The 21,474-nt window shown below is 55.9% G+C and carries 20 protein-coding genes; 8 read left to right on the top strand and 12 right to left on the bottom strand.

Annotation, left to right across the window (positions count from 1 at the left end; genetic code table 11):
• Positions 1–6: 6 nt before the first annotated feature.
• Positions 7–384: a VOC family protein gene (locus ACOBR2_RS11615; protein ID WP_420236278.1), complete on the top strand. Its 378-nt coding sequence runs from the start codon at positions 7–9 to the stop codon at positions 382–384.
• Positions 385–996: 612 nt separating this feature from the next.
• On the opposite strand, the gene ACOBR2_RS11610 is transcribed toward ACOBR2_RS11615, so the two are convergent.
• Positions 997–1,809 carry an MBL fold metallo-hydrolase gene (locus ACOBR2_RS11610; protein WP_420236277.1) on the bottom strand — a complete coding sequence of 271 codons (813 nt, stop codon included), beginning with the start codon at positions 1,807–1,809 and terminating at the stop codon, positions 997–999.
• A 383-nt stretch (positions 1,810–2,192) separates the two neighbouring features.
• On the opposite strand from ACOBR2_RS11610, the gene ACOBR2_RS11605 reads away from it, so the two are divergent.
• Positions 2,193–2,990 (top strand): alpha/beta hydrolase family protein, encoded by a 798-nt coding sequence (locus ACOBR2_RS11605; RefSeq protein ID WP_420236276.1) that lies wholly within the window; start codon positions 2,193–2,195, stop codon positions 2,988–2,990.
• Positions 2,991–3,221: 231 nt separating this feature from the next.
• Here the strand turns inward: ACOBR2_RS11605 and ACOBR2_RS11600 are convergent, their stop codons facing one another.
• The 5 genes from ACOBR2_RS11600 to ACOBR2_RS11580 form a co-directional block, all read right to left on the bottom strand.
• The gene (locus ACOBR2_RS11600; protein ID WP_420236275.1) at positions 3,222–3,530 is read right to left on the bottom strand and encodes a helix-turn-helix transcriptional regulator; all 309 of its coding nucleotides are present in this window, start codon (positions 3,528–3,530) and stop codon (positions 3,222–3,224) included.
• A gap of 214 nt (positions 3,531–3,744) precedes the next feature.
• Entirely contained in the window at positions 3,745–4,086 is a 342-nt protein-coding gene (locus ACOBR2_RS11595) for a hypothetical protein (RefSeq protein WP_420236274.1), read from the bottom strand.
• Positions 4,083–4,853 carry an IS21-like element helper ATPase IstB gene (gene istB, locus ACOBR2_RS11590; RefSeq protein WP_420236273.1) on the bottom strand — a complete coding sequence of 257 codons (771 nt, stop codon included), beginning with the start codon at positions 4,851–4,853 and terminating at the stop codon, positions 4,083–4,085. Before istB ends, ACOBR2_RS11595 begins: the two co-directional genes overlap by 4 nt.
• Entirely contained in the window at positions 4,850–6,430 is a 1,581-nt protein-coding gene (gene istA, locus ACOBR2_RS11585) for an IS21 family transposase (protein ID WP_420236272.1), read from the bottom strand. The genes istB and istA overlap by 4 nt, the downstream gene beginning before the upstream one ends.
• 89 nt (positions 6,431–6,519) lie before the next feature.
• Positions 6,520–7,161, bottom strand: coding sequence for a cupin domain-containing protein (locus tag ACOBR2_RS11580; RefSeq protein ID WP_420236271.1), 642 nt, complete (start codon positions 7,159–7,161; stop codon positions 6,520–6,522).
• A 319-nt stretch (positions 7,162–7,480) separates the two neighbouring features.
• Between ACOBR2_RS11580 and ACOBR2_RS11575 the strand changes: the two genes are divergently transcribed.
• From ACOBR2_RS11575 to ACOBR2_RS11560, 4 genes are all read left to right on the top strand, one after another.
• A complete protein-coding gene (locus ACOBR2_RS11575; RefSeq protein WP_420236270.1) occupies positions 7,481–8,215 on the top strand; it encodes an SDR family NAD(P)-dependent oxidoreductase in 735 nt (244 codons plus the stop codon).
• A 69-nt stretch (positions 8,216–8,284) separates the two neighbouring features.
• A complete protein-coding gene (locus ACOBR2_RS11570; protein ID WP_420236269.1) occupies positions 8,285–9,052 on the top strand; it encodes an SDR family NAD(P)-dependent oxidoreductase in 768 nt (255 codons plus the stop codon).
• A 52-nt stretch (positions 9,053–9,104) separates the two neighbouring features.
• Entirely contained in the window at positions 9,105–9,710 is a 606-nt protein-coding gene (locus tag ACOBR2_RS11565) for an NADPH-dependent F420 reductase (RefSeq protein ID WP_420236268.1), read from the top strand.
• Between the two features lie 97 nt (positions 9,711–9,807).
• The gene (locus ACOBR2_RS11560; protein WP_420236267.1) at positions 9,808–10,224 is read left to right on the top strand and encodes a nuclear transport factor 2 family protein; all 417 of its coding nucleotides are present in this window, start codon (positions 9,808–9,810) and stop codon (positions 10,222–10,224) included.
• Positions 10,225–10,425: 201 nt separating this feature from the next.
• Here ACOBR2_RS11560 and ACOBR2_RS11555 read toward each other — a convergent pair whose 3' ends face one another.
• Both ACOBR2_RS11555 and ACOBR2_RS11550 read right to left on the bottom strand, forming a co-directional pair.
• Positions 10,426–11,109 (bottom strand): hypothetical protein, encoded by a 684-nt coding sequence (locus tag ACOBR2_RS11555; protein ID WP_420236266.1) that lies wholly within the window; start codon positions 11,107–11,109, stop codon positions 10,426–10,428.
• A 517-nt stretch (positions 11,110–11,626) separates the two neighbouring features.
• Positions 11,627–12,807, bottom strand: a protein-coding gene (locus ACOBR2_RS11550; RefSeq protein ID WP_420236265.1) for an IS3 family transposase whose coding sequence is annotated in 2 segments (ribosomal slippage) — positions 11,627–12,549 and positions 12,549–12,807 — 1,182 coding nt in all. Because the reading frame shifts where the segments join, the coding sequence is not laid out codon by codon here.
• Between the two features lie 317 nt (positions 12,808–13,124).
• On the opposite strand from ACOBR2_RS11550, the gene ACOBR2_RS11545 reads away from it, so the two are divergent.
• Positions 13,125–17,069 carry a PIN domain-containing protein gene (locus tag ACOBR2_RS11545; protein WP_420236264.1) on the top strand — a complete coding sequence of 1,315 codons (3,945 nt, stop codon included), beginning with the start codon at positions 13,125–13,127 and terminating at the stop codon, positions 17,067–17,069.
• Between the two features lie 117 nt (positions 17,070–17,186).
• On the opposite strand, the gene ACOBR2_RS11540 is transcribed toward ACOBR2_RS11545, so the two are convergent.
• From ACOBR2_RS11540 to ACOBR2_RS11530, 3 genes are all read right to left on the bottom strand, one after another.
• Entirely contained in the window at positions 17,187–18,581 is a 1,395-nt protein-coding gene (locus ACOBR2_RS11540; RefSeq protein WP_420236263.1) for a hypothetical protein, read from the bottom strand.
• A gap of 564 nt (positions 18,582–19,145) precedes the next feature.
• Positions 19,146–19,832 (bottom strand): hypothetical protein, encoded by a 687-nt coding sequence (locus tag ACOBR2_RS11535; protein ID WP_420236262.1) that lies wholly within the window; start codon positions 19,830–19,832, stop codon positions 19,146–19,148.
• Complete coding sequence (locus tag ACOBR2_RS11530) at positions 19,825–20,466, bottom strand: MarR family transcriptional regulator (protein WP_420236261.1); 642 nt, start codon at positions 20,464–20,466, stop codon at positions 19,825–19,827. The genes ACOBR2_RS11535 and ACOBR2_RS11530 overlap by 8 nt, the downstream gene beginning before the upstream one ends.
• 98 nt (positions 20,467–20,564) lie before the next feature.
• On the opposite strand from ACOBR2_RS11530, the gene ACOBR2_RS11525 reads away from it, so the two are divergent.
• Positions 20,565–21,095, top strand: coding sequence for a flavin reductase family protein (locus ACOBR2_RS11525; protein WP_420236260.1), 531 nt, complete (start codon positions 20,565–20,567; stop codon positions 21,093–21,095).
• 138 nt (positions 21,096–21,233) lie between these two features.
• Here the strand turns inward: ACOBR2_RS11525 and ACOBR2_RS11520 are convergent, their stop codons facing one another.
• Positions 21,234–21,389, bottom strand: coding sequence for a hypothetical protein (locus ACOBR2_RS11520; protein ID WP_420236259.1), 156 nt, complete (start codon positions 21,387–21,389; stop codon positions 21,234–21,236).
• Between the last annotated feature and the right edge of the window lie 85 nt (positions 21,390–21,474).

The raw sequence follows: 21,474 nt of genomic DNA, 5'->3' as shown, positions 1-21,474 counted from the left end.
GAGAACATGATCAACCACATCATCTTGACTGTGAGCAATGTCGAACGCTCGCTGGCGTTCTATGACGCGGCGCTGAAGCCGTTGAGCATCCAATTCTTCCTGCCCTACAAAGGCGAACGTGGTCATCCCGATCTGTGGGGAATCGGAGATGGGAAGAGAGCATTTTTCTGGCTCAAGCAAGGGAAGCCTGATCCTGGCTCGATCCATTGGGGATTCGACGCCGACAATAACGCTCAAGTCGATGAGTTTTATCAAGCTGCAATAGCGGCTGGAGCGACAGACAACATATCACCGCGGGCTCGACTGGAATACTATCCAGGATATTACGCGGCCGATGTGGTGGATCCCGACGGGTACTCATTCGAGGTGGTTCACAAGAGTTGATCGATCACGCAAACCTTCTGCCAAAAGGCGAATTGGTTACCAGGAAACTAGCCCGTGTTCAGCGACCGGTCAGGATCGATGTGCGAATGCGACAGAGGGACCGTCGGCGGGATCGGCCTCATCCCCGAGGTACATGGCTGCGATTAGCCCGCTGTTCATGGTGAAGATGTGGAACACCACGCTGTCAAAAAGGACATCTCCTTGAAGGCTCTTGACGAGCTGGCGCACCCGGACGCGGATCTTGCCTCCGTCTTCCTTGGCGATGGCGAGCGGTTCGAAGTGGGGATCGAACTCAGCCCATTGCCGGGTCCAATAGGCGCGGATCTCTTCTTTTCCGACAACCTTGCCGCCCTCCGAAGCCTTGGGCTAGTTCACGTCTTGCTTCATCAGTGCTAACGCACTTTCGATGTCCCGCTTATTGAATGCGGAATATGCCTGCTCAATTACGGTTTTGGTGTCTGCCGTGCATCCTCCTCGAACGCTTGCCATGCAGTCGGCTTTCGTTGTGCGGCCAGTCCACAGTGCAGCCGGCGTGCATCGGTGATTCTTCGCCAGCTGAAAATCCAAACCTTTCGATCGGCGGAAGGTCGATTGCTGGAGTGGCCGGAGCAGCTAAGTGTTGAATACGGCAGGAACACCGGTGAACAGCGGCTCAATCCGTTCTGCCATATCGGCTGCGGTAAAAGCATCCAGCAACGTTTGCTGGCTCTCGCTGAAATGTTCCCAGCCTTGATGATGCACGGGAAAGATGCGGGCGAGGGGGAAGGCCCGGGCCGTGGCAATGGCATCGTCGTGGTTCATGGTGAGGTGTTCCGGCCCCCTGGCCGCGATGCGCGCAGCTCCAGCAAAGAGGAGGATCGCGCGGACGGAAAAGCGCCGGGCGACCTCGGCGACACCTTCGAACCAGACGGTGTCTCCCGTGATGTAGATGGATGGGGCTCGCGAAAGCTCGGACTGAACGACGAAGCCTGCGACTTCGCCGGAGACAGGTTCAATTCCCGGAGGCCCATGACGCGCAGGTGTGGCAGTTACGGTCAAAGCAGCCAAGTTATTCGCCGCAACAATGCGCGTGGATTGCCACGGCAACAGGCCTTTCGTATGACCGCCGATGCGGCTGGCAGCGCTTGGCGTGGTGAGTACCTGCCGTGCGCGCGGAAGAAAGGCGCGGCCAGATTGATCTAGATTGTCAAAATGCTGATCGTGGCTGAGAAGGATCGCGTCGATGGGTTCAAGTTGCGCAGATTCCAATGCGGGTCCGACAGTTTTACGCAACGTGACCGAACCATTCGTCAATTCGCTGCCGGGCGGATCGAAGGTGGGGTCGGTCATGAGACGCAAACCATCGATCTCCAAAAGCCCAGTCGGACCGCCGATCAGTGTGATTCGCATGGTTTTCAGATGCCCGGTACGAGGAAGTCGATTCACAACTCCTTGAAAGGGTTTTGAGTGAGCCCGGTGTGCCATTGTGCTCATCGGTCTTGAGTGATTCGCCGAAAACAAGGTAGGTCTTCCGAAACGCTGTGCCGGTGCGGAAGGGCAGGAGGATCGAGGGGGAGGGGCGGATACGCCGGATGCGTTTGCGGCGCGCGGGAGTGGGTGGACGAAAGGCAACTTCAAGGAACGTCTCTGAGCTTGATGAGCGTATTGGCGATCTATTTGGCATCATTCCAGAATCCATGCGGCCAATTGCGAGCCCGGTTCACGGTGCATGTTCACAGCAGGTGTTTACCAGATGGTAATCTCTGGATAGGTAATCAAACGCCAGCGATAGAATCGAGCAAGTTCACCGAGAACAACCTCATGAATCAATGAAAGAGAATATGGAACCTATCGACTGCCATACCGAAAGTTACGGGCCACTCAAAGCCAACGAGGGGGATTTGCATCTTCCGGCAGGACACCACCTCCCAGTAATTTGCCTCTTTCACGGCGGATTCTGGCGTATGCCGTACGGTCGAGACCAAATGACAGACATCGCTCATGATCTCGCCCTTCAGGGGTATGCCGTATGGAATTTGGAGTATCGCCGTCTAGGAGCATCAACCAGTGGGTGGCCGGGCACCTTTGATGACGTGATTACGGGCATCGAGCATCTTGCGCAACTGTCCGCGAACGGCGCGGACCTTGACCTATCTCGTGTCGCGGTGGTCGGTCACTCTGCTGGAGGTCAACTCGCCTTATGGGCAGCGGCCCGCCTAAGCGCTGGTAGGAGAAATGGCGTAGAGCATCGAGTCCGCATTGCGGCGGCAGTCGGGCAGGCTGCGCTGGCGGATCTTGTGCGCGCCTACGAACTGGAAGTAGGAAGCAGCGCGATCACAGAGTTACTGGATGGAACTCCGACAGAGCAGTTTGCGCGATACGAGTTAGCATCTCCCCGGGCGCTGCTGCCGTTGGGGATACCTCAGTTTGTTCTTCATGGTACGGCGGATGACGTTGTTCCCATCGAGCTTGCGCGCGCCTACGCCCAAGCTGCCCGAGATGCTGGCGACAGAGTTGAGTTTCTGGAACTGGCAGGCGCAGGACATATGGATTATCTTAATCCGTCAAGTAACGCCCACGCCGCGCTCTGCACATGGCTTGGCTCTTGGTCAGGCAATGGGGCCTAAGGTTGAGGACCGACAGGCGCTGATTTGGCGGGTGGACAACTGTTGCGAACAGCCCGTTGCGCTCAGGGAGCTTCCCCGGTGACAGGTGGCCGTCAACGAGTGAGCCGGGGATTTGGCATAAACCCGGACCCTGCAGCTCTAGCCAGCGTTTTACTGGAGCAGAGCGTGTTCAGGGGACCTATGCAGCCTCCGCTTCAAGTATCTTCCGCTATTCCGGTTTTACCGTTGCCTTCAAAAACCACGTTTGAGGTATTCACCAGGGTTGGCCCCGACAACTCGCTTGAAGGCCTTACTGAACGCAGCGTCGGACTCGTAACCGACCGAGCGGGCGACGTCTATGAGCTTTTTGCCACGCTGCTGTAGTAACTGAATCGCCTTCTGCATCCGCCACTCGGTTACATATTCCAGTGGCGTTTGTCCGAGCAGTTCTTTAAAACGCGCTGCGAATGCGGAGCGAGACATGCCCGCAGCTTCGGCCAGGGATTCAACCGTCCATGGTGTGTTTATTCTGTCGTGAATGGCACTCAGAGCAGTGCCCATTTGAGGATCGAAAACAGCACGAAGCCATCCTTTGTTGCGTTCCGGTCCCGACGCTGATTTCGTCAACTTGACTTGGCCCCATTTGACGGTCTCATTTGGCCCCACCTGAAGGCATGTGTTCTGTCATTCCGTGTTGGCCTTGGCGGAAGGAGCCCGTAGGGCGACTGGAGCCAAGGCCAACACGGGGCGGCGCCGCTCCCGTGGTCAAGCGGTTTTAGAAGGTCGGTTCTGGCATATGGTCCTCCGGTTTGAAAATGTGCTCGAAGGGAAGGCGCTCTCGGGCCTTGCTTGAACCGAGCCGAACTTCGAACTGGGTTGGGTTGTTACCCAGGCAATCGAGTCTTACCACCTCTGCCAGTCTGGTCTCCACCTCCCGCCGACCTTCGGTGTGAATATCCTCGCCCAGGCTTCCGATCTCCAGTGCTTGCTGAAAGGCTGTCTGCTCATCTTCGCTGAGGAAGATGTGAACGGCCTCTTTCCACGCTCGCAGCCCTTCCTTGCCTTCCACCATCACTGCCCAGCGCAGTTGCGCGTAGTACCACTGTTTGCCTGTCATGCCCTACCTGCTTTTCTAGCCATGGTTCTGCGGAACCGGTAGCTCTCTGTTCCGGTCTCGATGATGTGAGCGCGATCCGTCAGGCGATCGAGCATCGCCTTGCACAGCCGTGCGTTGGGGATCTTGGTGGGCCACTCGGAAAATGGCAAGTTCGTTGTTACGATCAGAGCCGCCTGCTCGGCGCGGCCGGCGATCACCTGGAAGAGCAACTCCGCCGCGGCGTCCGGCATGACGACGTAGCCAAGTTCGTCAAGGACGACAAGGTCGTAGCGCATCCAGCGGTTGCGCATCCGCGTCAGTTGCAGTTGGCTCTGGGCTTCGATCATCTCCGTCACCAGCTCCGCCGCTGTGGTGAAGCGCACCCGCTTGCGTTGGCGGCAAGCGGCGACGGCCAGAGCGACGGCCAAGTGACTTTTACCCGTGCCCGTTTCCCCTAACAAAATCACTGGTTCCTTGCGTTCGAGATACTCGCCCTCGCTGAGCTTTTTTATCAGCGCCGCGGAGATGTGCGGTGCCGCTTGAAAATCGAACTCCTCAAGCGTCTTGACGGCCGGGAAGTGGGCCTCCTTGATGCGCCGGAGCACGGCTCGGCGCTCACGTTCCTCGACCTCGGCGCCGAGCAGCGCCTCCAGATAACTCAAATGCGATTGCTTTTTGCGGACGGCGTCTTCGGCCAGACGGGCAAACTGGTCGGCCACGGTGGTCAGATAGAGTTGACGGGCATACTGCTGAATGGCGGCCTGTTCAATCGGCTGGGGTGTGCTCACTGGACCACCTCCGTCGCCACCGGCCAGTCTGCAATCCGGGAACTTGAGTCTGTCTGTGGAGGCTCAGTCCAGTTCGGCCGCAGTTGTTCATAGGCTTCCATGCTGGGTTGCGGACGGTCATAGCGGTGCAATTCGCCGACCTCCACAGCCAGCGCTTCTGCCGTTGCTGGCCGGCAGTCCACGCTGAGCAGATAGCGGATCGCGCTCAGGCTGGAAGCGCCCATCGCCAGCGCTTCTTCCACCGCCTGGCGAACGCGGCCAGCGCCACAGGTGCGGCTGAGCAACAGAACCTCGATCATCGTCCGCGTTCCGGCCTGACGGTCTTCCCGTTCGCTGACGATGGACCAGAAGCGATCATAACTGGCAGGCCAGCGACCCTGTGTCCGGCACTGCTCCAGAGCCGTGGATCCGGCCAGCGCCCCCGGCTTCCTCTCGAACACATCCAGATAATGGTCCAGTTCCAGCACCTGTTGATGGCGCTCGTAGCAGCGTTCATGCCGCGCCACGCAATGCCCATCGTGCCAGATCTCCACGTAAGCCGAGTAGACCTTGGCGGCCGCCCTGGTTCCCACCGGCAACGGCGTCGAATAGAAGTTGGTCAACACCTTGACGCAGCCGCTCTGGTTCACATGAGGAAAGTGCAGCGCGGCCAGATCGAAGCCTTCGGTGGCCAGCGGAAGCAGATGCTCGCGCTCGGCCAGCATCAATGCGCCGATCGACAGGCTGCGACCAGTGATCAGACGCGCCTGCTCCTCTACGGCTCCCGTGGCCAGTAGCTGGTTCAACTCTTCCAGGTTGCGCACCTTCGGCACGGGGACCATGTAGTTGCGCCGGTACTGCCCGTTTTCGTTTTCGACGCCACCCTTTTCGTGGCCCTCGCCCGGCGTGCAGAACTCTGCCTGAAAGCCCCAGTGCGAGCGGAAAGCGATGAAGCGCGTGGTCTCTTCCCGCTGATAGCCGCGCAGAATCTTCTTCACCGCCGAGGTCAGGTTGTCGAACCTGAGAGTATGAAAGACCCCACCAAACCAGTGAAACGCCAACTCGTGGGCTTCTAGAAATGCCTGTTGCGTGGCGTGCGGATAGGCCCGGTGAAAGGCCGCTCCCGAGGCCATCGAGCGCATGCAGAAGATGTAGACCTTGCGCGGCTGGCCATCGAACTCGGCCTGGATCTCGTACCAATCCACCTGCGCTTCGTCGCCAAAGTGATAGGACTGCGCGATGAAGACCTGATGCTTCAGAAGCCCCATCGCCTGCCTGCGCTCGCACACATACTCGCGCACCGTGGACTCGCCGACGACAATCTCCGGCATCTCTTTCCGCAGCCGCATCCAAATGCGATGCGCGGTATGCCGCTGCTTGCGCGGCGCCTTGCGGTCCGCTTCGAGAATCGCGTCGATGAACGGAACTGCCGGTCCCAGCTTGGGCCGCTCCCGCTGCGGCTTCTTCCGCTCTGGAGGCAGCGCGCTGGCCAAGGCTTGGCGCACCTCCCGTCGATGTACTCCCAACTTCCGCGCTACCGCGCGGATCGTCCCGGCGCCATGCTCGTACTCCCGCCGGATCTGCTCGTATAGCTCCACCTTGCTCCTCCTTGTGGCCAAGCCGTCCTCGTTTCCGGGGAATATTACCCCGAAACAAGATAACGGGCTCTGCCCCAGGTGGGGCCAACTCAGAGCATCAAATGGGGCCAATTCAGAGTAGCGAAATCAGACGCGATATGCGCCCGGAGTACCTGGATAAATAGGACCTCGGCCAGCCGAGTTGCGACTACTTCAGATCCCGGTGCCTGTTCTGCCATTTCTAATGCCAGCGCCTGAATCGTGTTGTGAAGAGCAAGCATGCGTGCCTGCTCGGCCTTAATCAGAATGAAGCTCGGCAATAACTGCGTGATCGGCTTCAGGCTGGCGCGATCGAAACTGAAGGACCCACAGATGATTGTCGTCGGTGCGCCACCACCTCCATAATGAGCGACATTGCTGTTGGCCTTGGCCCCGATCTCGCGGAAACTCCACCTCGGACGTGTTCGCAGGCTATCGCGCAAAACAATCGAAGTCCCCCGGGCCAGCAAAAAGCAATCACCGCCGGTTAAGGGAATCGGCTCTGGAATCCCTTCAACACTCAGCCAGCAATTGCCGCGCGACAGCATGGCGAAGTGCGCCAAATCTGTAGGGGAAGTCTTTTTGCCGAAAGACGTGACTTTTTCTTCGGCCTGATTGTCCTGTTTCACGCCCCACGGGGCTGTGGCTTCGAGCCTGTGCAGACCGAAAGCCGTTACGTGCATCGTTCTGAAGATGTCTGTTATCGGGTCCAACTTAGCCTCCGTCTGCTCTCGAAAGCCATAGTGTTCTGTGAGGACTGTACGAAACTGCGCAGCTTCGTTTGTAGAAAAAGCGCACCATCAGGTAGAAGAAGCCATGACGGACATTCTCCTTCCTTCCAGCGTCACAACTCCTACACTCCTTTTCCGCGAGCCGCGCGCTCCAACTCCACCAAAATGTGCAAAACAGCTCAGAGAAGCCATCTTTCTGGACGAATAGACAAAACTCTTGGACTCCTGAGCAGTTCTCGTCCATCGCCAAAGAATCTAGCTTAGTGTACCGAATGCTTCACACATTCCGAAGGGAGTAAACATGGGAAAGCTTCAAGGTAAGGTTGCAGTCATCACCGGTGGAGCCACCGGCATCGGCCGCGCCGCAGCAAAGCGCTTCATCGAGGAGGGTGCCTTCGTCTTCATCTTCGGCCGCCGGCAGGAAGCGCTCGACGCCGCTGTGACCGACCTCGGGCCCAATGCCCGCGCGGTGAAGGGTTCGGTCTCCGATCTGGCCGACCTCGACCGACTCTACGCGGCGGTGAAGGCCGAGCGCGGAACCCTCGACATCGTCTTCGCCAATGCCGGGGCGGGAAGCCCGCTTCCGCTCGGCAAGATCACCGCCGAGCACATTGACGAAACCTTCGACACCAATGTGAAGGGTACGATCTTCACGGTCCAGAAGGCGCTGCAGCTGATGGGCAAGGGCGGTTCGATCATCCTGACGGGTTCAAGCGCCGGCACCACGGGCGCCCCGACAATGAGCGTCTACAGCGCGAGCAAGGCGGCAGTGCGCAACCTCGCGCGGACCTGGGCGGAGGACCTGAAGGGCACCGGCATCCGGGTAAACGTGCTATCGCCTGGGCCGACGGCGACCGAACTCGCGAAGGCAGCTCTAGGCGAGGAGGGCCAGAAAGTCTACGCCGCGATGACCCCGCTCCAGCGCATGGCCGATCCGGCGGAGATCGGTGCGGCGGCGGCCTTTCTCGCGTCGGACGACAGCAGCTTCATGACCGGCAGCGAGCTCGCCGTCGACGGCGGCCTAGCACAGATTTAGCCCAAATCTGACGCACTACGCCTTGGCCGTAGATTCAACAGAAAAACAACGAAAAAATGGAGCAAACATATGAGTAATCATCTTGGACAAAAATTGGCGGGCAAAATTGCGGTTATTACAGGCGGAAGCAGCGGGATTGGCTTGGCCACAGCCAAGCGCTTCGTGGAAGAAGGTGCGCACGTCGTGATCACTGGGCGACGCGAGAAAGAGCTGAACGAGGCCGCAGCCTTCATCAAGAGAAACGTTACGACGGTCGCGGGCGACGTGTCGCGATTGGAAGATCTCGACCGGCTCTATGCCGTCGTGAAAGAGAAACATGGTCACATCGACGTACTCTTCGCGAACGCGGGCGCGGGTACAATCGCACCGCTCGCGGTGGCTACTGAAGCACATTTTGATCAGACCTTCGATGTGAACGTGAAGGGGCTGTTCTTTACGGTTCAGAAAGCCCTTCCCCTCTTCAAAGACGGCGGCTCGATTATCCTGACCTCTTCGGTCTCGAACGTGTTGGGGCTCCCAGGGTTTAGCGCCTACGCCGCGAGCAAGGCGGCTGTGCGCAACTTCGCGCGCGCCTGGACTGTGGAGCTGAAAGACCGCAAGATCCGCGTGAATGCGATGAGCCCCGGAGCAATCGATACCCCGGCTTTAGAGACGACGACGGGCCTTACCGCTGAACAGGCCAAGCAAGCGGCCGCCCAGTTTACCACTCAGATCCCAATGGGTCGCAGGGGCATGCCCGAGGAAATTGCGGCAGCAGTCGTGTTCCTCGCCTCTGATGAAAGTTCTTACATCACCGGTGTGGATCTCGCCGTCGATGGGGGCATGGCGCAGGTCTGACCCCGGCGCGGTCGTTTCTCGAACTTTAGTTCTCACACGAGATTGGAGAAACATGATGAGTTATGCGATTGTAGGATTCGGCAAGATAGGCCAGGCACTCGCCCACGCCTTCGCCCGTAAGAACATCGAAGTCACCGTTGCGAGTCGCCGGCCCCCCGAGGCGTTGGCGCCGCAGGCTCGGGCGATTGGACCCACGGTCGTCGCCAAATCGCTGCGGGATGCACTCGAGGCCGACACAATCATCCTGGCGGTTCCGTTCGGGGAACATCGCGAGATTGCGAAGGCCCTGCCGAGTTGGAAAGGCAAGACGGTCATCGACGCGATGAACTCGTTTCCAGTCCCACCTGAGGAGCTGGGCGGTCTTCCGTCCTCCGCATTCGTTGCGAAATCGTTCACCGGCGCTAAGTTGGTGAAAGGTTTTAACCACTTGGTTGCGGCCACACTGGCTACTGACCCGATCGTCGAGGGCGGCCACCGGGTCGTCTTTCTGTCGAGCGATGACGAGGACGCTATCGCTCCCGTGGCGGATTTGGCCAAGAAACTTGGGTTCGCACCCGTCAAGCTGGGAAAGTTCAACGAGGGTGGCGCGCTGGTGCACGCACGCGGCCAAACTTGGGGTCAGCTCATCTTCCAGGATTTGTTCAAGAAGCAGCAGTAGTCGATTTACGGCCGCGTGATTTGGCCCTGGTAGAAGGATTCCAAAACGTCCGATTTAGATCGGACGCACTTGACGCAAGGGAAAAGGAGAGATTTCGATGAGCATCGAAAAGAATGTCCAGATTGTGAAGAATTTTCTTGCGGCACTCGGCCGCCGCGATAAGCAAGGTCTGCTGGCGTTGTCTGCCGAAGATATTGAGTGGGTCGTTCCGGGCGAGGACTGGCCGCTGGCCGGCACGCATCGTGGGCACGCGGGATTGGAGAATTTACTTCAGAGGGCTAACGAAACGGTGGAAACTTCGTACCCAGAGCCCCCCGAACTCATAGCGCAGGGAGACCGGGTTCTGGTCGTTGGCTTCGCTGCGGGGAGAATCAAAGCTACGAATAAGACGTTCGCGGACCATTGGGTCTTCGCCATTACCGTTCGAAATGGCAAACTCACGAACGTCCGGGAGTATATCGACACGCAAGCACTGGCGCGGGCCTCTGAGATGGCTGCGAGCCCAAGGCTCTGACGCAGGGACACCGACACCACACGATTCGATTCGTAAGATCAGCGAATACGTTGAACAGCGGCAATGCTTCTGAATCGTAAACAGCGTTGCCGCGCGTATTCAGGCATCGGAAGTGGACCCATTCAGCAGGCACATGCTTGTGGCTGCGGTTCCCGTCTTTCCTCTCACCAATAATTTAGCCTGTACCCTACGCAAGAAATCCTAAGGGACGCTATTGAACTGCGTAGCGAGTTTTTTCATTGCTACATTTTCGCGGATGACTTCGCCCGTATCTTGGCCGTGCAAAGCTATCTCTGCGGCGATTGAGCGACTGAGAATTCGTTGATCAATATTGCCAAACGATCCAGGCACGAGCCTTCCCAACCAACCGACCCAGGTTGGAGTATGCGCGTTGCCGACAATGATACCGGGGCGAAAGATGGCGAGACGGGCAAACCTGACGTTACGCACGGTGTCTTCCTTCATGCCCATTACTCGCGTATAGCGAAACCGGCTGCGAGCTGTGCTACCTGCCGCGGAAAGTAGGCAAAACTGGGCGATACCGGCCTCATGGCAACCACGCGCAAAGGCGCCGACAACGCCAATCTCAAGTCGTTGCAATTCTTCTTCGCTCCAGCGCATCGATCCAGAACCGACACCCACACAGCTCACGGCGCTGACGGGACCATGGCCCGAAACCTCGCGCGCAAGGGCGGCAGTGCGCTCGGCAAAGTCCGCAGCGCCGGTATCAAGAACGACATTGCGCACCCGAGATCGCGGCGCAATGGGCTTTCTGGTGACCATCGCCACTTCCCGGCACTCCGGAATTGACAGCAACTCCGCGACAACTGCACCGCCGACTTGTCCGGTACCACCAAGGATGATTACGGCGAAATTCTGCTTCACAAAGTGGACCTCTGCTTACGTAAAGGATGCCACATTCCCGTTCACCTAAGAGCCAAGCATACTTGGTCTCAGTTCTAAATTGAGCCAGTAGGCATGGTTTTTCTCAATTGGCCGGTTAACAGGGCAATGCATTCGTTGAGCATGGGTTGAGCGGCATTGAGGGGATTAGCCCCGATAACGCCGCTGTTTTGAACAGTTTTAACGGACCTCTGCTTTTGCACGGCAGAGGTATTGGCCTGAATCCCAAGCTTTAATGCAATTGTGGGTGCTCAAAAAGGTGCTGAAAAGTCTGTCGCTTGCCGAAGAGTTGATGGTACTAAGGCGACTCGATATTAAACCCTCGTCGCACTATTAAAACACTGATTCGATGCTGGTTATGATTCTGAATGGCTGACCTTGCCCTCAGAATGCGTCCCCCATATGCGCCGGGGTTGAGGGGATAATCCCGTAGCCGTCGAGGTTGTGGGAGTGTGGGAATCGCGTTCTCTGCGATTTCCATACTTCCACAACCTGCTTTTCAGGCCGCTTCGCGCTGCAACTGCCACGCCTGTTCAAACTCCACCGGACTCTTGTAACCGATCGTCGAGTGCAACCGTTTCTGATTATACCAGAGGATCCAGTTCATCACCGCATCTTTCGCCGCTCGCACCGTAATGAACTTCTCACCGTGCAGTCGTTCCACCTTCAACGAGCCGAACAGTGTCTCAGTTACAGCGTTGTCCCAGCAGTTAGCCCGGCGGCTCATCGAGGCAGTCAGACCATACATCTTCATGACTTCACCAAAATCATCCGAGGCATACTGGCTGCCACGATCACTATGGAAGATCGCCTTGCCGGCCTCGGGTCTTCGCTGCAGGCAGGCCATCTCCAGCGCATCGATGACCAGAGTGCGGTCCATCGTCGTCTTCATCGACCAGCCCACGATGCGCCGGCTGAACAGGTCGATCACCACGGCCAGATACAGCCAGCCTTCTTCGGTGGCGATGTAAGTCACGTCGCCGGTCCACGTCGTGTTGGGCCTCTCGACGGTGAAGTTACGGTCGAGAAGGTTCGGCGCAATCGGCAACTTATGGTTGCTGTCGGTAGTGGCCACGCGAAATCGCCGCTTGCCGCGCGCCTGTATGCCATGTTGCTGCATCAGCAAGCGCACCCGTTCCTTACCCACACGCACGCCGCGCTGGCGTAACTCGCGACTCATCCTGGGCCAGCCGTAGGCGCCGCGAAACTCGGCATGAACGGCGCGGATGTGCACCAGCAACGCTTCGTCCGTCATGTGGCGGCGGGAACAGAGCTTCTTGCGGCGCAAGTGATGCTGGCGATAGCCCGTGAAACTGACACGGAGAACATCGCACTGCAAGCGAACCGGCCAGAGATGGCGACTGCGATGGATGTGGGCGTACTTCATCTCTGGCTCCGCGAGAAGTACGCCGCCGCTTTTCCCAATATGTCGCGCTCCATCTTGACCCGCGCCAGTTCAGCGCGCAACTGGCGTATCTCGATCTGCTCGGCGGTCAGCTTCGACCCACGACCGTGGGCCACCAGCTTGCCGGCCTTGTACGCCTTGATCCAGTTCGACAAAGTCTGCTCGATCACGCCCAGAGACCGTGCCGCTTCAGCAACTCGCTGGCCTGACTCCACCAGCCGAACCGCTTCCAGCTTGAACTCGTACGTGTACGCCTTCCTCGGTATACGCTCCATCTTCGCTCCTTCGATAGTCTCTCAGAGCGCTATATGAGGTACGTTTTCCGCGGGCAAGGTCAGGCTGACTCTTGCGTCATATTGCAGATCAACTCGTTGCGACCGGAGTATAGTTTCTTATAGTCCAATAATCGAATTCGGTGCAGCAATGCCACAGCAAGAGGTCGGCTGTTGCGAAAGCTCCTAGTGTGGGGAGATTCGTTGCTCTCACTGCGGCGGCGAAGAGACGATGTGGTGCTCAACGAAATTAAGTGTCCGCAGAAGTCCCTGAATGTTTGATTCAGTTTTTCGCAACATAACGGTGATGGTGCGCCTAGATGAACAGTCCTCTTCGATATCCTCTCCCGAAGAACGACGATCACTTTGAAGAATTCTGCATAAGCCTTCTCCGTGCACATTTCGGCCTAAACGGCATTCAGCGGTATGGACGACGTGGGCAGCGCCAGTTCGGCATAGACATTCTTGATCTCACCTCGCCACCTCCGAGGTTCGCAGCACAGTGCAAGGCCGATGATCCGCAGCTTGAATTTACCGAAAAGCGGCTCCGTGAGCTTGTTGAGGATGTATTTAAAGCTCCGCACCAGATCAAACAATACGTCATCCTATCGACAGGAAAAACGTCTACCCGGCTTCAAAATGCCATTGCTGAAATCAACGCCAAGCATACGTTGTCCGGCGATTTTATCGTTGAGTTTTATGGCTGGGATTTGATAGAGCGATTGCTGGACAACCACCCACAGGTAGTTCAAGATCATTTGACGCCGGTTAGCAACGCACAGCTTGCCACTATCAGTGACAAGCTATCAATTCTGCTTTCGAGGAGCTTCGCAACTGGCGATTCGACCACAGACGAAGACCCTCATGAGAAGCAGATTTCCCTAGCAAAAAGCGAAATCGAGCGCCGGGACTTCCCGATAGCCAAGTCCCGCCTAATGGCACTTCGGCGCGATAGCTGGGATAAGCTAACGGGGCATCAGCGCTTCATCGTGCTTGCGAACCTCGGCAACATTGAGGCCGCGAAGGGACTTGTTGCAGAAGCTACAAAGCTTTACTTCGAGGCTATCGTCCACGACCCTGAGCACATCAAGGCACGAGAAACCGAGGGCCATGCTTATCTTTTCTCTGGCGAGTATGACAAAACCTACGTACTGGCGACCGCCCTCAGAAAGCAGCATCCAGAATCCTGGAAAGCATCTATGCTGCGCATCTACTCTGCTCCACCATCGGTTCATCTAAGTGACCTATTGCTTGAGGTTTCAGCGGAGGACTTACTCCACAGCGAAGTCCTTCATGCGCTCGCATCACGCGCTCACAATGAGAAACTATTCAGCGAGGCTGAGCAATATGCACGAAGGGCAATAGACAGTTCGACGAAGGAATGGCCGGCAGCGCAGCTTCTGCTGGGGCAGTCTCTATCACATCCAATTTTGCTCGGAAGTGGTTCACGGCCGGTAGACGCCTTTTCCTCCGTAGACCGCGTTCGGCTGGCGGACGCGGATGCCATCTTTCAATCGTGCGCCGATGCGGCAGTCACCCGCGAGGAGTATCCTCTGGCAGCTCAAGCGCTTATTGAGCGCGCAACCATAGCGGAACGAACGGATAAGGAGGAAAACGCAAGGATATTTGTCGAAGATGCCTATCGATATTGTCCGAACGATCCACAGTCGAGGTCCGCTTACGCAACTCTACTCCAGCGGCGGAATGAAATTGAGCGGGCGATCCCGGTAGTCGAGAAGATCGTTACAGAGACAAACAATGCCGCTTTCATTAAGCAATTATCCGAACTTCTTCTTCAGCGCAATCGCGGTGACGATGAAATCCGCGCAATCGATCTTCAAAAGGGATTAGTCAAAAGCACAGAAGCCCTCCTCCCACATTTCCGCTACAGCCTCATCTGCGAAGTGCTTGCGCTACTTTTCCGAACCGGGCGCATTGCAGAAGGCGACGAGTTAATCAAATCTGCCCCCACAGGCAGCCTCACTCCAGCGGCTGAAGCAGCTATTAACGCGCGGCTTCGTTGGCACAGTGGCGACGAAGAGTCCGCCAAGAAACTCCTCGACGATGCTGCGGCCCTCCTGACAGATCAATCCGTCGATACGGAAGTCGAAATGATTGCGGTTACTCTCGCTACTCTAGGCGAATACCGCAAATCGCTTGCGCTTTGGAAGAGGATCGCAAGAATTGGCAACTCGCTTGCAATGCGGCAGACTCTCGCATGTGCACAGAGGCTTGGGGAAAATGGAGATATCCTTGCCATATGCAAAATGATTCGAGACTCTGGGGTCGACGATCCTTACTCGCTACAGGTCGAGGCTGACCTTTTGCAGGATGATGACGTTGAAGGCGCAATTCTCGTCCTGAAAGACTATCTATCTCGCCATCCGAATGATTTAGAGGTGAGGTTGCGACTCACTCATATCGGACTTGAGCATGGACGTGCCGAACTAATTCAGGAGAGTACATTCCCGCTCCCCGATCCTGCTACCGTCTCGCCATATATTGCTAGGGCTGTCACGTACTTCCTAAAATGCACAGGCAGGGCCACCGAAGCGCTTCGGTACGGCTATGACGTTCTCCATCGCCATTTCGACAATCATGACGCTCACCGCGCCTACATGGTCCTGTTTGTCCCCCTCGGCCCACCGATCCAACTTGACCAGCCCACAGTCGTCGCGCCAGGTACAGCCATCGAATACGCAGAGGATGCAGTTCAAGGAACAAGCTGGCACGTTATTGAGGATGAAGTAACACCGGACCAAAAGCTGAATGAGTTTTCCGCCTCGCATCCAGTTTCTAAAGTACTTATTGGAAAGACGGTAGGAGACCGCTTTGACCTCGCTCCGAGCGGCATTTCACGTCGTCCAGCCCAAATCAAGCAGATCGTAAATAAATACGTCTTTCGTATGCAGAGGTGTTCTGATGAATTGCAAATCCGCTTTCCTGAAGCAGATGAGTTGCAAGTCATGCATTTGCCCAGAGACAAAGAGGGGCAAATAGATAGCACCGAGTTTCTTGCGAAGATAAGAAGACAGATGGAGGACACGAACCAAGGACTTCGCATTTACTCGGAACAAACGCTTCCTCTACAATTTGTCGCACGAATGCTAAAAACGAGTACTTTTGAGGCCGTGCTGTATCTTGCCAATGACCAAGATTCGATAATCCGGTGCGCTCCTAGTGATCCTGCACAGCGGCTTGACTCCCTGATGGCATTGCAGGAAGCCGAACAAATCGTGCTAGACCTATCCGCAATCGCAACCCTTGTTCTGACCGAACATACTGATTTGGTTACAAAGCTAAACCGCCCTATCATCATTTCGCAAGGCTGCTCGGAAGAACTCGACCGAATATGCGGGCGTCTCTGGGATGGGTCACCTCGCGCGGGCGGACGGTTTACCTGGCACGACGACCGGCTAATCATGGTGGATATTCCAGAGGAGGCAGTGATTGAACGGGAGAGACTTTTTTCTGAAGCCTTGCAAGGTATTCGGTCACTAGCAATTGTCGAGGCTTGTCGAGAATTGTCAGCTATGCCCAAAAATGACAAAGAGCCGCTGATCGAGATATTTGGAAGGTACGGAGCCCAATCTGTATTGCTGGCGCGCAAACCTGGTCGGGTTCTTTGGTCTGACGATTTTGTACAGAACAGCGTGTTGACTTCACAGTACGGCGGAAAGGGCGTTTGGAGCGAGATCGTTGCAGCACACCTTGATGGTGTGGGACGGCTGGATCATAAGGTGGCCGCAGGATTTGTGACGCGCCTTCTCGCGTATCGATACCAAGCGACGGGCATTCCTCCGGTTGTATTTGTGCAGGCGGCCAGCGCGTCCAACTTCGACGCGGAAACGCCTCCATTCTCATTTGCGTTAGAGCCAATACTACAAATGCCACTAGACCAAAACCTCTTCGCAACAATTGGCGGAATAGCTACCGAAATAGAGAAGGAAATTGCTGACGAGGTCGTAAGAAGGCAGCTCATCGCGACTGTTCTCCTAAAGTTACTCAATCGGGAAGATGGCCTTAACCTTATTTCGTTGATCCACCGGGCTTTCGCTAGCGCACCATCTGCACGAGGTTCGGAATGGATGAGGATAATTCACCTAATAATGAACCAGCTACACACAGACCGTGAATCACAGATAGATCCAACGATGGATCGGCGCACGAGCGCCTCGCTCAATTCTGACCCGCCCAAGGTGGGACGGAACGATCCGTGCCCCTGCGGCAGCGGTAAAAAATACAAGAAGTGCCATTTGCGGTAATACTCGGGCACTAATAAAAGAAGATGGCTGCAACTCCATCGCTTATCCAAATACTTCACATGCAGCGGCTGGCTGTTATCTACCATGCTTTTGCCACGATTGTGGAAGCAGGTACGTTTACTCGTGCAGCTTGCCAATGTATGTGTGCGCACCAGAATCGAAGCCGATCCAGTTGCCGTCATCGTCAACGTCAGCAGCGGGCGGAATGGTAAGGTTGGCTTCTTCGGCTGCAGCTTCAACGATCTCTGCGGTGATGCGCTGACCGTAGAGAGCATCCAGTGTGTACCGCCAGCCGATCACGATGCCGCGATGGTAGTCCATGCTGCGGCTTTCGGAATTGCGCTCATATTCAGCATGGAATGTTTTCAATAGGCTCGCGCCGAAACTGGCGAGAGTCTTTTTCACCTCTGGTGTTGGTGGCGCTGTCGATTTGGCCATAGACCATTCTAAGCAGGTCTCTGCCTCGTCTGATGGAATATCCCTACGCATAGAAGCATTTTCTCTTTTTTCCGCTTCAAGCAGCGGTTTATGCCAGTCCCACATCGCTTCAAGCGTGTCAAAGCGTGGCGGCACAGTATTCGGTTCTTGAAAGACCTCTTCGGGCGTGACCGGGACAAATTGATGCATGAAACGCTCTCCCGTACGGCGAGGAAAAAAGGCCAATGAGGACTGGAAGTAACTGTCGAAGCACTCGTAGTGGTGGGTGTGAATAAATCGCTGCCACCGATCCGCCAAAGTCTCCTTTGGCTGGATGTCGATGATCTCGATTTGTTCCATCTTGCGCTGTCGGGGATCGCCCCATGCGCTGCTCATGAGGGCGACTGCCTCAACATCAGTTACAGGAGCGCTATAGCCGAAGATCGTAAGCCGTTTCGCTCCTTCCAGCCATACTTTAAGACGTTCCCACTCGTGCGTGATGAATTCGCTCTGATTGTAATTCTTGTGGGTTACCGGGTAGAGCAAGGGAGTTGGCGCAAATTCATCGCCGGTGGTCCTCGATCGCATTCCTATCGGTCCCGCTCTCTGGTCCTTCGCCGAATAGCCAACAGCAACATTGCCATGCAAGAACGCCAGACGTGGCAAAGCGTCAGTAAAGCGCCGATTCCGAAGGAACGCCTGGAACAGGAATGGGTCCCAGTTGAACGTCGCAATTAGATCCTTGGGCCTTAGCGCCAAAAGCAAATAATCATAGAGTGTCGGCGTATCCGGAAGCCGGAGGTCGCTGAAGTAGCTGAAAACCTTCTGACCAATCTCCTGTATCGTTCTCGAACTCGGGTCTTTGGCGTAGAGGTAGCTATAAATCTCCTCAAAGTTTTCTGTATGGCAATCACTGTCCGCTGAATCCAGAATCTCTCTCAAGCCCACAACGTCGATGAAATTGTCCATCGACGGCAAATTCTTTCCTGATGGCTCAGGGGTGTGAATCGTGGAAGCAATACTCGCCCCTGCGCCGAGAATGACCACGTGACTTGGCCCGTCGTAGACGGTCTCAATGCCTTCTTCTCTCGTCATGTCCGAGCCAGTTTCTACGCTCACAGTTCGCGCCCATCTCAGCGCATATTGATTTTACAGCGGTGCAACCAGGGAGACTCGATGCTAGGTACCCTCAGCGGCAGACCAATATGCCGGGTGCAAATGCGTGCAAGCCTGGGCGATTACGTCGATGTTCTTCAACCTAAAAGGCCGCGCGTTACACCACATAATGGTACGATTAACATAGGAAACGGTAGAGGTCTGTTTCGTAATCGATTGAAATATAAGATGAAACGACGGCTCTGGGTGCTCCAGCACCTTGTTCAGCACCCCTATTTTGAGGCAAACGCACCCACGCGCAGTAGGCGAGGTAGGACGGAACGCGAATCGATCTTTGCTTCTGCACGGCAGAGGTCTGTAACCAAAAAACAGAGGTCGGCGAGGGTGCTGAGGAGGGTGCTGAGAGTTTGCCTACCGATTTTTATAAGGACTTAGAGTGCTTTTGTTTGCCATCAGTGCCCATAGTTTCAATGGGTTACGATCAAAAGCACTTCTGTCACGGCAGAGGCAATAGCCCCTAAGATGCCGCGTACTCCCTGCAATTCATTGGGCGCCAACAGCAATGGATGCAAGCCGCTTTTCAATCAGCGGGACTCGTCCGTAATCCAGCACGAATCCTGGCAGTACATCAAGAAACCGAGGCTCTGCCAGAAGAGTCTTCGCTGCCTGGGCCAGATAATCCCGTACGTCCTGCGGCGATTCTGCAATTTCCTGCATCACGGCTTCTCGCCCTTCAATGACCGCCACAAAGTCTTCCAGATCGTGGCTTGCCTGAAAATCCATCTTGCCCCGGCCCCGAAATGCTTCCATCTTGGTCGCCAGGAAAAAGGGTGCAGTGATCACGCGGATGGATCTTCCACCCGGCAGAGTCAGGGTGGACGCATGGCGCAATGCTGGCTCGTACCAGATATTCGTGAATCCCAGCACCTCTTTGTTCAAGGCCAGCACATCCAACGTCAATTTGCCGTTGTGCCATCGGCAAGTAAGGGGTTCTTCCCCCTGGTCTTCCGTGAAGTGGGCCTGTCGCAACCGCTCCGAGAACGCGATGTAATCAGCATAGGTGACGATCTCGGCGATCACATCGACATCAGTTGTACCGCGAATGGGCGCGGCGGCTTCGTCGGTGATCAAAAGGCCCAAGGTGACACCACCAACAAATACGATTTCATCGAGAAAAGGAGCGAGTTTGCGTACCGCATCTTCGAGTAGCGGCAGGTTCGGATCAGGCATGGATCTCCTTTTCGAGAAGTTCGATTGCCAGGTTGCGTTCCCGTGTTCTGCCGCTGCGGATGGCGTCCGAGAGCGCAAGCACGCTGTAGAACTTGGAATCGAGTAGCGCGGCCTTGGGTGCTCCTTTATAGAGCGGCGCAATCGAGATTCCCCGCACCTTACCTTCCGCATACGGCCAAACCGTTTGCGGCTCTCCGTCATCCAAAAGATGCGACTTCAGGGGCTCCGCAGCAGCAGCCGTGGGCACACCTCGCACCAGAGAACCTCTGGCAGGCGGGAAAACGTACTTCAATCCATGCCCCAAAAATTCCAGCAGTGCAGTCCGGTTTACCCGCTTTTCTGCACCAGAGATGTAGAGAAGCCCCGAATCCACACAACGTCTCAGCGCCTTGGAGACTTCCGATGGAGAGATGAAGAGACTTACAGCCAGTTCCTTCGAGGGAAGATTCGGCTCGTTCTGGATAGCGAGTTTGAGGAGAAGCGCAATGTCCTGGCCTTGCATAGAGCCATTGTAATCCGATAATTTCCAATTTGGAAACTGGAAATTATGCGGTTTGCCAGCGTGAACGTAAAACCGGGGCGAACGTCCGAGATGCAGGGGCAAATCCACCACGCACTTGAAGCGAAGGACCATACCTGGATGCTGCAATGGGATTTAGGTTCCGTCTGTGACTACAATGGACCTCGTCGAACATGCTTTGAATAGCTCTGTTCCTGAGAGGATCAAGTCGTATGAGAAATCTGCCGTTGTCGAAGGTCTATCAATTGCTTGAGCCGGGGCCGGTGGTTCTTTTGACCACGGAGGTCAAAGGCCACGCCAACGTCATGGCGATGTCCTGGCACATGATGGTCGAATTTACGCCGCCGCTGGTTGCTTGCATTGTCAGTAACGCCGACTACAGCTTTGCGGCGCTACGTTCCACCAAAGAGTGTGTTATTGCCATTCCGTCGCGGAAACTGGCGCGCAAGGTCGTTGGCATTGGCAACTGCTCTGGTCAGGACGTAGACAAATTCAAGCGTTTCAGTTTGACAGCAACTCCTGCCAAGCAGGTTGCCGCGCCACTTGTCGCCGAGTGCTTCGCCAATCTCGAATGCAAAGTGGTTAATACACGGCTGGTGAACGAGTACAACCTATTCGTTCTGGAAGTGGTCAAAGCATGGGTCGATGCCGCGCAGAAGAATCCGAAGACCATTCATCATCACGGCTGCGGAGAGTTCATCGTCGATGGAAGAAGGATCAAGCTGCAATCCAAGATGCCTTAAAGGGCGCATCACCTTTCACCGAAAAAAGATGGCGGGGTCCACCCAGGCATACTGTATCGCTCATCTCATAAATTTCTATTGCTCAAAATAGCTAGAGAATAAATCACTTGCGTGCTTGATTCCTTACCTCGGTCATCACTACAAACTTGGCCTTGCCTTTGGATCGGAGATGTATCCCTGATCGTGCAACCGATCAAGCACCTCCCATGCGTGCGTTACGTCCCCATCAGAGAACATCGTCAGCGATAGCAATGCCAACGTCATCTCGTCCACCTTGTCTCGGTTATATGCCATTGCACCATTCTCCCCAATCTTGATTGTCTCAGTGAATGGAAGCAAATGCCCCTTTGTTCTTTCACTGGGTTCAGTATCTCGCTAC

This window comes from Telmatobacter bradus (assembly GCF_048629425.1).
GTDB lineage: Bacteria > Acidobacteriota > Terriglobia > Terriglobales > Acidobacteriaceae > Telmatobacter > Telmatobacter bradus.
Note: the sequence above shows the minus strand (reverse complement) of the source record. Positions and strands in the feature narration are given on the sequence as shown.